18 protein-coding genes are annotated in these 12,759 nt (G+C 42.0%); 13 read left to right on the top strand and 5 right to left on the bottom strand.

The features are described from left to right. Positions 1-45 precede the first annotated feature (45 nt). Positions 46-852 (top strand): recombination regulator RecX, encoded by an 807-nt coding sequence (recX, locus tag ACQKFO_RS11865; RefSeq protein ID WP_427598853.1) that lies wholly within the window; start codon positions 46-48, stop codon positions 850-852. A 54-nt stretch (positions 853-906) separates the two neighbouring features. Next, a complete protein-coding gene (locus tag ACQKFO_RS11870) occupies positions 907-1,320 on the top strand; it encodes a hypothetical protein (RefSeq protein WP_427598854.1) in 414 nt (137 codons plus the stop codon). 43 nt (positions 1,321-1,363) lie between these two features. Here the strand turns inward: ACQKFO_RS11870 and ACQKFO_RS11875 are convergent, their stop codons facing one another. Beyond that, positions 1,364-2,035: an SDR family NAD(P)-dependent oxidoreductase gene (locus tag ACQKFO_RS11875; RefSeq protein ID WP_427598855.1), complete on the bottom strand. Its 672-nt coding sequence runs from the start codon at positions 2,033-2,035 to the stop codon at positions 1,364-1,366. Between the two features lie 145 nt (positions 2,036-2,180). On the opposite strand from ACQKFO_RS11875, the gene ACQKFO_RS11880 reads away from it, so the two are divergent. After that, positions 2,181-2,507 (top strand): YfhH family protein, encoded by a 327-nt coding sequence (locus tag ACQKFO_RS11880; protein ID WP_044339717.1) that lies wholly within the window; start codon positions 2,181-2,183, stop codon positions 2,505-2,507. Positions 2,508-2,545: 38 nt separating this feature from the next. Here ACQKFO_RS11880 and ACQKFO_RS11885 read toward each other — a convergent pair whose 3' ends face one another. Together ACQKFO_RS11885 and ACQKFO_RS11890 are read right to left on the bottom strand one after the other, a co-directional pair. Further along, entirely contained in the window at positions 2,546-2,704 is a 159-nt protein-coding gene (locus ACQKFO_RS11885) for a YpzG family protein (protein ID WP_082051311.1), read from the bottom strand. Between the two features lie 31 nt (positions 2,705-2,735). Continuing rightward, complete coding sequence (locus ACQKFO_RS11890; protein WP_044339716.1) at positions 2,736-2,900, bottom strand: small, acid-soluble spore protein K; 165 nt, start codon at positions 2,898-2,900, stop codon at positions 2,736-2,738. A gap of 150 nt (positions 2,901-3,050) precedes the next feature. On the opposite strand from ACQKFO_RS11890, the gene ACQKFO_RS11895 reads away from it, so the two are divergent. After that, the gene (locus ACQKFO_RS11895) at positions 3,051-3,326 is read left to right on the top strand and encodes a YfhJ family protein (protein ID WP_034762572.1); all 276 of its coding nucleotides are present in this window, start codon (positions 3,051-3,053) and stop codon (positions 3,324-3,326) included. 43 nt (positions 3,327-3,369) lie between these two features. Here the strand turns inward: ACQKFO_RS11895 and ACQKFO_RS11900 are convergent, their stop codons facing one another. Then, positions 3,370-4,356, bottom strand: coding sequence for a metal-dependent hydrolase (locus ACQKFO_RS11900; protein WP_427598856.1), 987 nt, complete (start codon positions 4,354-4,356; stop codon positions 3,370-3,372). Between the two features lie 90 nt (positions 4,357-4,446). Between ACQKFO_RS11900 and ACQKFO_RS11905 the strand changes: the two genes are divergently transcribed. After that, positions 4,447-4,755, top strand: a complete 309-nt coding sequence (locus ACQKFO_RS11905) for a hypothetical protein (protein WP_427598857.1) — start codon at positions 4,447-4,449, stop codon at positions 4,753-4,755. 49 nt (positions 4,756-4,804) lie between these two features. Continuing rightward, complete coding sequence (gene mutY / locus ACQKFO_RS11910) at positions 4,805-5,911, top strand: A/G-specific adenine glycosylase (RefSeq protein ID WP_427598858.1); 1,107 nt, start codon at positions 4,805-4,807, stop codon at positions 5,909-5,911. A gap of 40 nt (positions 5,912-5,951) precedes the next feature. Here mutY and ACQKFO_RS11915 read toward each other — a convergent pair whose 3' ends face one another. After that, positions 5,952-6,176, bottom strand: a complete 225-nt coding sequence (locus ACQKFO_RS11915; RefSeq protein ID WP_427598859.1) for a hypothetical protein — start codon at positions 6,174-6,176, stop codon at positions 5,952-5,954. A 104-nt stretch (positions 6,177-6,280) separates the two neighbouring features. Here ACQKFO_RS11915 and fabL point away from each other — a divergent pair, with 104 nt between their 5' ends. From fabL to ACQKFO_RS11950, 7 genes are all read left to right on the top strand, one after another. Continuing rightward, positions 6,281-7,024, top strand: a complete 744-nt coding sequence (gene fabL / locus ACQKFO_RS11920) for an enoyl-[acyl-carrier-protein] reductase FabL (protein WP_427598860.1) — start codon at positions 6,281-6,283, stop codon at positions 7,022-7,024. A gap of 76 nt (positions 7,025-7,100) precedes the next feature. Further along, complete coding sequence (locus tag ACQKFO_RS11925; RefSeq protein ID WP_324747581.1) at positions 7,101-7,310, top strand: gamma-type small acid-soluble spore protein; 210 nt, start codon at positions 7,101-7,103, stop codon at positions 7,308-7,310. 234 nt (positions 7,311-7,544) lie between these two features. After that, complete coding sequence (locus ACQKFO_RS11930) at positions 7,545-7,805, top strand: YgaB family protein (protein ID WP_427598915.1); 261 nt, start codon at positions 7,545-7,547, stop codon at positions 7,803-7,805. Between the two features lie 166 nt (positions 7,806-7,971). After that, positions 7,972-8,502, top strand: a complete 531-nt coding sequence (gene ntdP, locus ACQKFO_RS11935) for a nucleoside tri-diphosphate phosphatase (protein ID WP_113970149.1) — start codon at positions 7,972-7,974, stop codon at positions 8,500-8,502. Positions 8,503-8,665: 163 nt separating this feature from the next. Next, complete coding sequence (locus ACQKFO_RS11940) at positions 8,666-10,414, top strand: ABC transporter ATP-binding protein (protein WP_427598861.1); 1,749 nt, start codon at positions 8,666-8,668, stop codon at positions 10,412-10,414. A 316-nt stretch (positions 10,415-10,730) separates the two neighbouring features. Further along, positions 10,731-11,747 (top strand): ABC transporter ATP-binding protein, encoded by a 1,017-nt coding sequence (locus tag ACQKFO_RS11945; RefSeq protein WP_148968114.1) that lies wholly within the window; start codon positions 10,731-10,733, stop codon positions 11,745-11,747. Then, positions 11,722-12,687: an ABC transporter ATP-binding protein gene (locus ACQKFO_RS11950; protein WP_427598862.1), complete on the top strand. Its 966-nt coding sequence runs from the start codon at positions 11,722-11,724 to the stop codon at positions 12,685-12,687. The genes ACQKFO_RS11945 and ACQKFO_RS11950 overlap by 26 nt, the downstream gene beginning before the upstream one ends. Positions 12,688-12,759: the final 72 nt, after the last annotated feature.

Below are 12,759 nucleotides of genomic sequence, written 5' to 3' on the forward strand. Positions count from 1 at the left end.
AAAAACATATGCTGAATGTGTTAGGATTACTATGAGGTGGAAAAATTGGGTAAGATTACGAAAATAACGAAGCAAGTAAAGAACGATGAGCGCTACAATTTATTTATAGATGGAAAATATGCCTTCAGTGTCGATGAAGCAGTATTGGCGAAGTTCCAGCTCAGAAAAGGATTGGAAGTCGATGAGCTTGAGGTTTCGGAGCTTCAGTACGAAGACGATGTGAAAAAAGCATTCAATAAAGCCATTCAGTATTTAGCCTATCGAATGCGTACGGAAAAAGAAATCAGGGACCACTTACAAGAAGGTGATCCTGAAGATGGCGTCATACAGGAAGTGATTCATAAATTAAATGATATTAAATACATCAATGATTTAGAATTCGCTCAAGCGTTTGTCGGGACTCACATGAATACCTCCGATAAGGGGCCGACCTGGATTCGGGGGGAATTAAGAAGAAAAGGGGTGGATGACCCTTATATCGAAGAGGCTCTTTCTGCATTCACAGAAGAGAAGCAGGTCGATAAAGCGGTCGGTCTCACCGAAAAACTTCTTCAAAAATACCGGAAAGATTCAAAGATGATCGCCAAGCAAAAAATTGAGCAGAATCTGATGCGAAAAGGATATCCGGGTTCTGTCATGAAAATTGTCTGGGAGACAGTAGAATCTGATCGGGATGACGATGAAAAATGGGATGCCGTCTATCACCAAGGGTTAAAGGCTCATAGAAAGCTGAGTTCAAAGTATGAGGGATACGAGTATGTCCAGAAAATGAAACAGACCTTGTATCGCAAAGGTTTCTCAATGGAGGACATCGATAGACTTTTGGAAGAATTAAAAGAAAATGAAGAATGATTTGATGTTTTCAAGATAGATTGAACTAAAGGGGTATGACAAGGGGGAGTTCGTGTGGAGATTTTCACGCTTCTGTTTGCTGGTTTAACACTTCTGCTGCTCATCGGTACGACTAAAAAATTCAAGCTTTACACAGGTGGAATTGTCGTGGGGGTGGCAGCACTATTTATCATTGGTGAAATCATCATTAAAGTCCAAACCGGCTTCTATACACTGGGGAAGCAAGAATGGTATAACCAAGGGTACGCCGAAACCATGGGAAAATGGGTGATGCCATTCTTTCTCATAGGGGTGGCGATCTTCCTCATCATTGTGAACATCCGGATGATCCAGCAGTTTCTAAAAAGAAAAGACGGTGTCCGCTGGGGGTGGATGGCATGTCTAGTGGTTATTGATGCCTTCGCTGTATTTTTAGTGCCTGTTTTATTATTTGTAGTGGCCTTTATGTTCTTCCCGTTTGCTCCATAATGGATAAGGCAGTCTTCCTTTAGGGAAGGCTGCCTTTTGAGGTTTATTTTTTTGATTCGATGACGATTTCGTCTTTTTCTTGGTATTCATTCACAATCAATTCCGCAACTTCACTAGGAGAGCGAAGTCTTGAAGGGTCACTGATATGATCGCTGTTTTCCCAGAATGGAGTATCCATTCCACCCATATATGCATTCACGATGCGAAGATTCGAGTCCTCGTACTCCTTCTGTAAACTTTCACCAAATCCTCTAAGGGCAAACTTGCTCGCTACATACAATGATTCGTTCTTTTTCCCTCTAAGGCCTGCTGTTGAAATAATGTTAATGATGGTGCTATTTTGTTCCAGTTGATTTAGCAGTACCTTGGTTAATCGGATGGGACCCAGTGCATTCGTTTCAAACATGCTTACTAATTCATCATCGCCTGAATCCTTGAACGGACCGAAATAGCCTACTCCAGCGTTATGTATGAGTAATTCAACAGTATGATCATGTAGATGATTTTTGCCGAATTGTTGAATGTCCTGAGTTGAACGGATATCTAACGTGTCAAATGAAACCTGTCCGCCTATGTTTTCAATTTCTGCTGTAGCTTCTTTTAAGCGGTCTTCCGTTCGGCCAAGAAGCAAGATATGATATCCTTGCTGGCTAAGCAGTTTTCCTAATTCTTTTCCAAGGCCAGAGCCTCCGCCTGTGATGATGGCTGTTTTCATGATGGTGTCATCCTTTCTGGTGAATTTGGTTAGATGATTGTCTTGGAATAAGGGGCCGTCTTATGCTTGTCGCCCTTTGCAAAGCCCCTCCGCTTTTCTTATTGTATCATTTTCTCTATACTACTATTAGTAGAGGTGATGAAGGATGGAACAAGAGAGAAGATATAGTGAGATGACGGAGCATGAGTTGAAGCAGGAAATTGCTTCGTTGAAAGAGAAGGCAAGAAAAGCTGAACAGCTGGGGATTGTGAATGAGTTTGCCGTTTTGGAGCGAAAGGCCCTTATGGCGCAGGCTTATCTAATGAATCCCGACAACTACAAGCCTGGGGGAATCTACGCGATAGAAGGAGATCCCGGTACATATTTCAGAGTGGACTACTTAAACGGGGTATTCGCCTGGGGATATCGCTTGGGTGGCGATGGAAAAGAAGAGGCTCTGCCCATCTCCCTTTTAGCTGAAGAAAAGAAATGATGAAGAGGTCCGTCATAGGGACGGACCTCGGAAGCAGTCTAGGAACGTTTGCGTGTCTGGTTCTCTAGAATGATTAAGTCTTGAGTTTGTGTGGTTTGTCCATTAGCTTGGGAATGGGCATGCTTCGGGTTGTAGAATGCCTTGTTAAATGGACTGCTGTACTTATTTCGGTAGAAGTTGTTTTTCATGTTTGCCATCGTAACTACCCCCTAAACAAATTTCACTTCATTAAAGTGAGTCGTGATCTCTTTCTCCAGAAGCTTTCATACGTTCTTGAGGATGGGTATTGATGGTGCCGTTAGCCCTTTTAGATGCAAATTCCGCTTTAGCTCTCGGTTCCCCTTCGAATTTATTGTTATTCATGTTAGGGAACCCTGTCGTTTTATTTCGCATAAAGTGCCTCCTAAAAGGTGATTTTTCTGACTCATACCGTGAAGAAGCAAAGGTTCACAACTAAGCTTAACCACGTACTAATAGTATGGGTGAAATGGTGTACATTATCATAAAACCGGGAACTAAATATATGGAAAAGGAGGAGACAAAATGGAGTCAACATTCCACGAATTAACACAATTGTTAATTGAAAAAAACAATAAACTTTCGTATGAAAAAGCAAGAACCTGGATCGAACTTGTTTGGGAAGATTTTGAAGCAACATACGCAAAAGCAGGTTACGATTATAAAGGGAAGGCAGTAACGGAAAAAGTCGTTCGCCAATGGGTCAATACATACGGAGAACAAATCCACGAATTTGCTGCACAAAACCCTAAATACAAACACCTGATCGACGATAAAGAAGATGATGATTTAGTGCATTAAAGTGATGAGGGACGGACCTTGAAAAGGTCCGTCCCTCACTGCTTTAATCGATTAAAATGTCGATGTCGACTTTTGAGCGGAGTTTTTCTTCGCTGAAGACCCATCCTGTGTAGGAGCTGACGATGGTCAGGTCTTTGTCGAGTTGTACCAGGGCGACAAATGGATAGTGTCCGTTATTTCTGTAGCGAAGATCGATGAAGCGAACTTCAAAGTGATCTTCGTATTCGTCCACTTCCCAGCGGAAAACAGGCGAAAAAGAAAGAAAAGCGGCCAGATTTTTATCTTTTTTAGCGGCATTGATTACTGAATTCTCTGGTATGGGTATCCGTTCAAATTTATCAAAAATCGTAATCGACCGTCTGAATGCCCGCGCGACATAGTAATGCTCCTTGGTTACGATTGCAAGTCGCCATTGGAAAAACCGGATCGTCGGCGAAACGATTATTTTCTCCGCTTTAGGGATTCTTCGCTTAACAGCATTTTTTACGGCTTTTTGAACCTGGAATCTTAATACATAATAAGCAAAAATTACGATGTACATGACCAAAAAGGTTTTTCCAGGCGGTAATCCGATGCCCCAAAGAATCAATCCTCCAATATGAATCCCGAAAATAATCGGGTCAAACGTGTTAATGACCCCTAAAGCGACCCATTTCGACGAGATCGGCCTGATGGCTTGTGTCCCATAGGCGTTGAAAATGTCGACAAATACATGGAGGAATACGGCCACAAATGTCCAAATCCATAAATGAAGCAAATCTGCCCCCGGGAAAAAAGGATAAAGACAAGCGACAATTAAAAGCGGCCACAGAAATACAGCTGGAATACTGTGGGTGATGCCTCGGTGATGACGTATATAAACGGCATTATTGCGTAATTTCAAAACGGTATCAATGTCTGGTATTTGAGAGCCGATGACTGCTGCAACGAGCACACTTTGAGAAGTGGCTGCACTTTCAGCAACAACGGGATCCAGTGTGGCTAAGCCCCCAAGAGCGAAACCCATGACGATATGAGTGCCTGTATCCAAAAAAAGTCCTCCCTTGGCTCGCATTTCTTTGTTTTCTTTATGACTTGTATTCATTTTGGAACATGATATGGTTAAAAGGAGTTTATTTCAATGAAAAACACTTTACACATTTACTTAGAATATGAAATAAAACAAAACTTCCAACCTCAATATAAGAAGATTATGAACAATATCGTAGAGTCATTACCACAATACGACGCTTGTAACATCCAATGGGAAAAGTCTGAAGCAGACTCTAATCGTTACATCGAACGGTTTATCGTCCCAACGGAATCCCATTTCCATGTTTTGAAACGTTTACGAACTTCCCGTCGTCATTTATTATTTGGATTATTGGACGAATGTATTTGTGGAGGGTTAAAAGAAATAAACCTTGTTGGCTTAAAAACACAGCCTTAATTATTTATTCCCTATTCAACGTAACATTTAACATCCTGGAGGTACAAAATTGACTGAAGAACCATTGAAACATTTACAAACCATCAACCGTGAGGAATTTCAGAAAGATTTACTATCATGGTTTTCAAGGGAACAGCGCGATCTTCCATGGAGGAAGGATCAAGATCCATATAAAGTGTGGGTATCTGAAATCATGCTTCAACAAACAAGAGTGGATACGGTCATACCTTATTTTAACCGATTCATCGAGAAATTTCCTACCATAGATGCTCTTGCCACTGCAGACGAAGAAGATGTCCTGAAAGCATGGGAAGGTCTCGGCTATTACTCGAGAGTCAGAAATCTTCAATCCGCTGTCAAAGAAGTGAGTGAAAAGTATGAGGGAATCGTCCCGGATACACCGAAAGAAATATCTTCTTTAAAAGGTGTGGGACCATACACAGCCGGGGCGATTTTGAGCATTGCCTACAGCAAACCCGAGCCTGCTGTCGACGGAAATGTCATGCGTGTATTTTCAAGGATCCTCTCTATTTGGCTTGATATTGCCAAGCCTGCTTCACGCAAGGTATTTGAACAAGCAGTCAGAAAATTGATTTCTGAAGAGAATCCATCGTATTTTAATCAAGCACTGATGGAACTTGGGGCACTGATTTGCACACCGACATCACCATCCTGCTTACTATGTCCTGTCCGGGAGCACTGTCAGGCATTCGAAGAAGGAGTGCAAACAGAACTCCCAATTAAATCCAAAAAGAAATCTGCACGTAAAATGAATATGGCGGCAGCCGTTCTGTTTACGGAAGATGATCGAGTGGTTATCCACAAACGCCCAAGTAAAGGACTGCTCGCTAATTTATGGGAATTCCCTAACTTTGAAGTGGGAGATTCAAGCGGCGGTCGAAAGCAATTGCTTGATTTAATGGAGGAAGAATACAAGGTGGATTGCTCATTGAAAGCAGGGGTTGTCACGAAAATCCAGCATATATTCTCTCACATAGTTTGGGATATTGAAGTATATGTTGGTTCTATTGACAGCACTACTCTTGATGCAACCGACCTGATTGCCGTTACGACCGAAGAATTAGAGAAATATGCCTTTCCTGTTTCCCATCAGAAAATTTGGAAGGAAACCGGGGCAGGAATAGTACAGAAATAAAAAAGAGCAGCCGGGTTGGTTGCTCTTTGTATATTGCATCTCAATCGAAACTAACCTTCGTGCCGTGAGTATAATCGGCTTCGCCACGATTCAATCCGCCGCGGTTTTCAATTTCCTCGACAATTTCTCGGTGAATCGATTGTCCTTCTGCGTTCAAATAGGGTACTATTTGTTGTAGTGAATGATGAAAGAAAGCGAGCTCGCTTTTTTGCCATTCATCTTTTGGAATCATTGAAAGCTCTGTCATATCTCTGCCTACATACATAACTCATTCCTCCATTAAACTGACGTGCACTTATTAGTGTGCATGTTCAAGGCATGATTATGCTTTACACCAAATGGAAAAATGAAATTGAAAGGATGATCAACATGAGTCAAAAAGTAGCATTAGTCACAGGAAGCAGCCGCGGACTTGGGCGGGAAATTGCGATTCAACTAGCAGAAAAAGGATACGATATCATCGTTAATTATGCACGAAGCAAAAAAGGTGCACTCGAAACGGCTGAACAGGTCGAGAAGTTGGGACGAAAAGCATTTGTCGTACGGGCAAATGTAGGAGACGTCGATAAGATCAAATCTATGTTCGAACAGATCAAAGAAGAGTTCGGCCGTTTGGATGTATTGGTGAGTAACGCAGCATCCGGGGTTCTTCGTCCAGTAATGGAACTTGAAGAATCTCATTGGGATTGGACGATGAACATTAACAGCAAGGCATTGCTATTCTGTGCCCAGGAAGCGGCAAAATTGATGGATAAGGGCGGACGGATCGTAAGCATAAGCTCATTGGGATCCATCCGTTATTTAGACAACTACACAACTGTGGGTGTTTCAAAAGCTGCAGTTGAAGCCTTAACGCGTTATCTTGCCGTTGAGCTTGCACCGCGTGACATAATCGTAAATGCAGTTTCCGGTGGGGCGATCGATACAGATGCACTCAAGCATTTCCCAAATCGTGAAGAGCTTCTGGAAGATGCCCGCAGTAAAACACCTGCAGGACGAATGGTGGAAATTGATGATCTTGTGAAGTCAGTGATGTTCCTTGTTTCAGACGATTCTTCCATGATCAGAGGTCAAACCATCATTGTCGATGGTGGTCGCTCCCTACTCGTTTAGTGGAATGTTTTCCCTGGAAAATATCGAATAGTCAAATCCACGCTTGGTTATCTTAATAAGCGTGGAGGTGATTACAATGGCAAAACAACCAAACAAAACTCAAGCTGGTACAAGCGTTCAACATGTTAAGCAACAAAACGCTCAAGCTGGTGCAACTCAGCAACAACAATACGGTACTGAGTTCGCTTCAGAAACAACAGCAGCACAACACGTGAAGCAACAAAACCAACAAGCAGAAGCTAACAAAGCAAAAGCTTCTGGTAAATACGGTCAACAACAACAGTAATCGAATTGTTCTTGACGGAAAAAGCACCCAATAACTTGGGTGCTTTTTCGTTTTTGAGGGACGGACCTCCCATGAATCCAATCATGTCAACGCCAATCAATCATCATCCTCTGAAAAGTGGAGGTCCGTCCCTCCATCGACAAAACTGGTGGGATTGTGACAGAAGTTGTCAAAGGGTTTGGAGGGTGAAAGGAGAATGTTTAGGAGAGCTTGTTTAGGGGAGTGGTGGAAGTGATGCAGCAACGGTTTAATGAGTTGGTAACAGAGCAGTTGGAGACGATGGATAAGTTGTTATATCTTCAGTCTGAGATCGAACGTTGTCAAGAGCTTGAAGAGGAGCTGCTTCAGCTTCAAGAGTTGACGAAGGTTGAATCTATAAAGAGAGAGATTGCTTCAAAGAAGATGGAACTTAAAGAGATTCAAAACATGTTTCAAAAACAAACCGATGAAGTGATTCGCTCCTATCAAAAGGAACAAAACAGCGTTACAACATAAAAAGATATGAATGATAAATCCCATTTTTGAACAGGAACCGGGCGATTCTTAAAGGATTTTTTCTTTAAGGATAGCCCTTTTGTTTTAAATTTTCTGAGGAAACGTTATAATGATAGAATAGATAAGTATATATAAGGGTAATTTTGAAATGAAAGAAGGGGATACGATGGCGGTTCCCACTGAAGGAAAATCAGTACAAATACATAGCTTTAAGCATGATGGCAACATTCACCGGATATGGAATGAGACGACGGTCCTGAAAGGAACGAGCAATCAGATAATCGGTGGAAATGATCGAACGATGGTGACGGAATCAGACGGAAGAACGTGGATGACCCGTGAACCGGCAATATGCTATTTTCATTCAGAGCTATGGTTTAACATTATTTGTATGATTCGTGAGGACGGTATTTATTATTATTGTAATTTAAGCTCACCATTTGTATATGATCATGAAGCAATCAAGTATATCGATTACGACTTGGATATTAAAGTGTTTCCTGATATGACATATACATTGCTGGATGAGGATGAGTATGAAGCTCATCGCAAGTTGTACGGGTACCCTGATGTGATCGATCACATCCTGAAGCGGAATGTCGACAAGCTTGTTCGCTGGATACGACAAAGAAAAGGGCCTTTTGCCCCTGACTTTATTGACATTTGGTACGAGCGTTATCTGACACACAGGGGTTAACACAGCTGGAAAACTGTATAGGCATTAAAGGGCTGACCCAGTAAGGAGCAACCCTTTTCATTTCCTGAAAGGACTTGGAGAGGAACAGTGCTGCGTTCCATACAGGGTCATCCCTTTTTATTGGGGCAAAATAAATACTCACATCTTAGAAAGGAGTAATCACTTGGATAGTATTAAACGCTACCTTCAATTTGTAAAACCTTATCGGTGGCAAATTATCGGTACATTAATCATAGGTATTATTAAATTTACCATCCCCTTACTAATTCCGATTTTAATCAAATATGTCATTGATGATATAGTGGGGGCTTCGGGCTTATCTACGGAAGAAAAGACCAATCAATTACTGATGATCATGGGGGTCATGCTTGCTCTATTCTTACTTGTAAGACCGCCTGTAGAGTATTATCGACAGTACTTTGCTCAGTGGACGGGAAACAAGATCTTGTATGACTTAAGGGACCATTTGTTTTCACATATCCAGCGACTCAGCTTTAAGTATTATTCGAATACAAGAGCAGGAGAAGTCATTTCCCGGGTCATCAATGATGTAGAGCAGACGAAGAATTTCGTGATCACCGGTCTGATGAACCTATGGCTGGATGCAGCTACCATTGTCATTGCCTTGTCCATCATGTTTACGATGGATGTTTCGCTAACACTTGTTTCTCTTATAGCGTTTCCTTTCTATGCTTTCTCCGTCCGTTATTTCTTTGGAAGACTAAGAGGGTTAACAAGAGACCGCTCACAAGCTTTGGCAGAGGTTCAAAGCCATTTGCACGAACGGGTCCAGGGAATGGCGGTCATCAAGAGTTTTGCTGTCGAAGACTATGAACAAAAACAGTTTCAGAATCAAAATAGCAATTTCTTAACGAAGGCCTTAAAGCAAACAAGCTGGAATGCGAAAGCGTTCGCGGTTGTGAATACCATTACGGATATTTCTCCGTTAATCATCATTGGATATGCGGGACTGCAAGTCATTAATGGAGATCTCACCATTGGGACAATGGCTGCCTTTATTGCATATATCGATCGACTCTATGGTCCGCTTAGACGACTGGTGAATTCTTCTACAACCTTGACTCAATCGATCGCTTCCATGGACCGTGTATTTGAGTTCATGGATGAGAAGTATGATATTGACGATGAACCTGGTGCGATTCCTTGTGAAAATGTGCGCGGAGATATTCATTTTAAAAATGTTTCCTTTCGCTATGAATCTAAAGAGGAAGAGGTACTGCGTAATCTCAACCTTGATATTAAAACGGGTGAAACCGTCGCACTGGTCGGCATGAGCGGTGGAGGGAAATCATCCTTCGTCAGTCTTATTCCCCGTTTTTATGATGTCACAGAGGGTGAAATTCTTTTAGATGGAACAGACATCAGAAGATTTCAGGTGAGGTCATTGCGGGACAATATCGGAATGGTGCTTCAGGATAATATTCTCTTTAGTGAATCGGTCAAGATGAATATTAAATTCGGTAATCCTGATGCGACGGATGAAGAAGTAATAGAAGCTGCCAAGGCGGCAAATGCACATGATTTCATCATGAAATTACCTCAAGGCTATGACACTAAAGTAGGGGAACGCGGTGTGAAACTATCTGGCGGACAGAAGCAACGTGTCGCGATTGCCAGGGTGTTCCTTAAAAATCCACCGATTCTCATTCTGGATGAAGCAACATCAGCCCTTGATCTGGAAAGCGAACACCTGATCCAGGAATCTCTTGAAATCCTGGCAAAAGATCGAACGACCTTCATAGTCGCTCATCGATTATCAACGATTACTCATGCTGACAGAATCATTCATATGGAGCATGGAGAAGTTGTCGAAATGGGCACACATGAAGAGCTGATGGCAAAACAGGGTCATTACTATAAACTCTTCCAAGTACAGCAGCTCGATCAATAAACTAAGAAAGTCATGACTTATCACGAAACGTGTGATAAAAGTCATGACTTTTTTTGTGTATCAAAAAAATATATCAAACTTATTTCAGGTGTATCATGAATAAAGTAGGACTAAATAACTTTATATGGAAGGAATGAAAAGGATAATTGGACATATATTGAATTGAATTAGGAATGAAAGAGCATAAACAATTTATGTAGAAAAATTCTGAAAATAGATTGCAACATTTGTAACATCTTGTATAATAAGAAACATATAAAATTTAGAAAATAAGCACTATTAAGAAAAGAGAGATAGTTTCAAGAGGAGGATTTGAATGAGCGAAGCGCGTCCTTTACTAAAAGTGGAAGATTTGAGGACCTCCTTTTTTACTGATGACGGAGAAGTTCCTGCAGTCGATGGAGTAAGCTTTCATGTGAATGAAGGGGAGGTGCTAGGCATCGTTGGGGAGAGTGGATGTGGTAAAAGTGTTACATCCCTATCCATCATGGGCCTGGTACCGAAACCACCGGGGAAAATAGTAGGTGGAAAGATTCTGTATAAAGATGAAGATCTGACACAAGCATCTGAAAAGCGAATGAGAGATATCCGGGGCAATGATATAGCGATGATCTTCCAAGAGCCAATGACATCTTTAAACCCTGTTTTTACTATAGGTGATCAATTAACGGAAGCAATACGAATACATACTAAGGTTGGAAAGAAACAAGCAAGAGATAAAGCGATTGAAATTATGAAGATGGTCGGTTTACCGAGATCTGAAGAGCTTATCAAGGAATACCCCCATCAGCTATCAGGCGGTATGAGACAAAGGGTCATGATTGCCATGGCCATGGTTTGTGATCCACGTGTGTTGATAGCAGACGAGCCGACTACCGCTCTTGATGTGACGATTCAGGCACAAATTTTGAAATTGATGAAACGATTAAATAAAGAATTGAATACAGCGGTCCTATTGATTACTCATGATTTAGGCGTTGTAGCTGAAACATGTGAACGAGTGGTCGTAATGTATTCAGGGAAAGTGGTGGAAGAGGGGAAAGTAGAAGAAATCTTCAAGAACCCTCAGCATCCTTACACAAAAGGATTGATTCAATCCGTACCGGATATGAGAATCAAGCAGCAGCGGCTGCACTCGATTCAGGGGAATGTTCCGAAACCGGGGTCCATTAAGACAGGATGCCGATTTGCAGCCCGCTGTGAATATGCCTTTGATCGTTGTTTAGTTGAAACACCGGAATTATATGAAACATCACAAGGACATTGCACACGATGCTTCCTGTTCGATGAAGTGGAGGAGGGAGTTTATGACGGAACCGTTGCTAAAGGTTGAGAATCTTAAGAAACACTTTCCGATTACAGGAGGAATTCTCGGACGACCTGTCAGTTCGGTAAAAGCAGTAGACGGGGTATCTTTTACCGTGAATAAAGGAGAGACCCTGGGAATCGTAGGGGAAAGCGGATGTGGCAAGTCGACGACCGGCAGGATGCTTATGAGACTCATCGATCCATCCGAAGGGAAAGTGACATTCGAAGATCGAGAGCTTACAAGTCTATCAAACTCAGAAATGAGGAAGATTCGCCGGGAGATGCAGATGGTCTTTCAGGATCCTTTTGCTTCCTTGAATCCAAGGCATACTGTTGAACAGATTCTCGAAGAACCATTAAAGGTCCATGGAATGGGTTCAGCGAAAGAAAGAAAAAAGAGGGTTCATGAACTACTCAATATTGTCGGGCTAAGCAGCTATCATGCGAAACGTTATCCACATCAATTCAGCGGTGGACAAAGGCAGCGGATTGGCATCGCGAGGGCCTTGATGACGAAACCCAAGCTCATAATAGCCGATGAGCCTGTTTCAGCTCTTGACGTATCCATTCAATCCCAGGTCCTGAACCTGATGCAGGATTTGCAAAAAGAGTTCGGACTCACCTATATCTTCATTGCTCATGATTTAGGTGTAGTTAGACATATAAGTGACCGGGTAGGCGTGATGTATCTCGGAAAAATGGTAGAGCTGAGTAATAGTGAACTACTCTATGAAAAACCGCTTCATCCATATACTCAGGCACTATTATCGGCAGTACCGGTACCGGATCCGGATTTCAAAAGAGAAACGATTCTCTTGCAGGGGGACATTCCGAGTCCGTCCAACCCGCCAAGTGGCTGTACATTTCACACCAGATGTCCACACGCAACGGATATCTGTAAACAGAAGGTACCGGAATTCAAGGAGCACCAACCAGGGCATTATGTAGCTTGTCATCTTTACTAGAAGGCAAGTCTCATAAGTATATAAACATTATTCAGGAGGGGATTTAGTTGAGAAAAAAAAGCTGGTCAATTT

This window comes from Rossellomorea sp. NPDC071047, assembly GCF_050270195.1.
Lineage (GTDB): Bacteria > Bacillota > Bacilli > Bacillales > Bacillaceae_B > Rossellomorea.

What these genes read in the sequence shown, in the direction of transcription:
- ACQKFO_RS11925 (WP_324747581.1), top strand. Translation starts at nt 7,101, where the DNA reads ATGGCAAAACAACCAAACAAAACTCAAGCTGGTACAAGCGTTCAACAT.
- ACQKFO_RS11905 (WP_427598857.1), top strand. Translation starts at nt 4,447, where the DNA reads ATGAAAAACACTTTACACATTTACTTAGAATATGAAATAAAACAAAAC.
- ACQKFO_RS11950 (WP_427598862.1), top strand. Translation starts at nt 11,722, where the DNA reads ATGACGGAACCGTTGCTAAAGGTTGAGAATCTTAAGAAACACTTTCCG.
- ACQKFO_RS11890 (WP_044339716.1), bottom strand. Translation starts at nt 2,900, where the DNA reads ATGCGAAATAAAACGACAGGGTTCCCTAACATGAATAACAATAAATTC.
- ACQKFO_RS11915 (WP_427598859.1), bottom strand. Translation starts at nt 6,176, where the DNA reads ATGTATGTAGGCAGAGATATGACAGAGCTTTCAATGATTCCAAAAGAT.
- ACQKFO_RS11880 (WP_044339717.1), top strand. Translation starts at nt 2,181, where the DNA reads ATGGAACAAGAGAGAAGATATAGTGAGATGACGGAGCATGAGTTGAAG.
- ACQKFO_RS11875 (WP_427598855.1), bottom strand. Translation starts at nt 2,035, where the DNA reads ATGAAAACAGCCATCATCACAGGCGGAGGCTCTGGCCTTGGAAAAGAA.
- ACQKFO_RS11930 (WP_427598915.1), top strand. Translation starts at nt 7,545, where the DNA reads ATGCAGCAACGGTTTAATGAGTTGGTAACAGAGCAGTTGGAGACGATG.
- ACQKFO_RS11885 (WP_082051311.1), bottom strand. Translation starts at nt 2,704, where the DNA reads ATGGCAAACATGAAAAACAACTTCTACCGAAATAAGTACAGCAGTCCA.
- ntdP (WP_113970149.1), top strand. Translation starts at nt 7,972, where the DNA reads ATGGCGGTTCCCACTGAAGGAAAATCAGTACAAATACATAGCTTTAAG.
- ACQKFO_RS11945 (WP_148968114.1), top strand. Translation starts at nt 10,731, where the DNA reads ATGAGCGAAGCGCGTCCTTTACTAAAAGTGGAAGATTTGAGGACCTCC.
- fabL (WP_427598860.1), top strand. Translation starts at nt 6,281, where the DNA reads ATGAGTCAAAAAGTAGCATTAGTCACAGGAAGCAGCCGCGGACTTGGG.
- ACQKFO_RS11895 (WP_034762572.1), top strand. Translation starts at nt 3,051, where the DNA reads ATGGAGTCAACATTCCACGAATTAACACAATTGTTAATTGAAAAAAAC.